The organism is Streptomyces barringtoniae, assembly GCF_020819595.1.
GTDB classification, from domain to species: domain Bacteria; phylum Actinomycetota; class Actinomycetes; order Streptomycetales; family Streptomycetaceae; genus Streptomyces; species Streptomyces barringtoniae.
The window spans coordinates 1-1,139 of record NZ_JAJHNP010000080.1 but is presented as its reverse complement, the minus strand read 5'-3'; the positions used below and the strand labels follow the sequence as shown (position 1 = coordinate 1,139).

1 pseudogene is annotated in these 1,139 nt (G+C 68.3%); it reads right to left on the bottom strand.

Going from position 1 to position 1,139, the window contains the following annotated elements:
* A pseudogene (locus LMU33_RS40785) lies at positions 1 to 1,139 on the bottom strand (alpha-1,4-glucan--maltose-1-phosphate maltosyltransferase); the annotation flags it as partial.

Below are 1,139 nucleotides of genomic sequence, written 5' to 3'. Positions count from 1 at the left end.
CTGCCGTCGGATGGTGTTGAGGCGGGTGATGAGGGGCGCGATGGTCCGGCCCTCGCGCGCCGCCCCCTCCCAGTCCCGCCTTCTGAGCTGGTACTTCTCCGAGTCGAGGTACTCCTCGCTGCCCTCCCTGAGCGGGGTGTTCTCGCACAGCTCGTAGCCGCTGTAGATGCCCCAGGCGGGGGAGAGGGTCGCGGCGAGCACGGCCCGCACCTCGAAGGCGGGGCGTCCGCCGTGCTGGAGGTAGGCGTGCAGGATGTCCGGGGTGTTGGCGAAGAGGTTCGGCCGCATGTAGGCCGCCGCCTCACCCGCCAACTCACTGGCGTACTCGGTGAGTTCCTGCTTGCTGTTGCGCCAGGTGAAATAGGTGTAGGACTGCTGGAAGCCGATCTGGGCGAGGGTGTGCATCATCGCCGGCCGGGTGAACGCCTCGGCCAGGAAGATCACGTCGGGGTCCTTGCGGTTGACCTCGGCGATGACCCGCTCCCAGAAGACGACCGGCTTGGTGTGCGGGTTGTCGACCCGGAAGATGCGCACCCCGTGGCCCATCCAGTGCCGCAGAACGCGCACCGTCTCCGCGATCAGCCCGTCCATGTCCGCGTCGAAGGCGACCGGATAGATGTCCTGGTACTTCTTCGGCGGGTTCTCCGCGTAGGCGATCGTGCCGTCGGGCCGGTGGTGGAACCACTCGGGGTGTTTCTGCACCCACGGATGGTCGGGCGAGCACTGCAGCGCGAAGTCGAGGGCGATCTCCAGCCCCAGTTCCCGGGCGCTTTCGACGAAGAAGTCGAAGTCCTCGATCGTGCCGAGGCCGGGATGGACGGCGTCGTGCCCGCCCTCGGGAGAGCCGATCGCCCACGGCACGCCCACGTCCTGTGGCCCGGCGGCGAGCGTGTTGTTGGGCCCCTTGCGGAAGGTCGTACCGATGGGGTGGATGGGCGGCAGATAGACGACGTCGAAGCCCATGTCCGCGATCGGCTTCAGCCGGCGCGCGGCCGTACGGAAGGTGCCGTGCGGCTGTTCTGCCGTGCCCTCGGAACGCGGGAAGAACTCGTACCAGGAGCCGTACAGGGCACGTTCGCGCTCGACCAGCAGCGGCATCGGGTCGGAGGCGGTGACCAGCTCCCGCAACGGATAGCGGG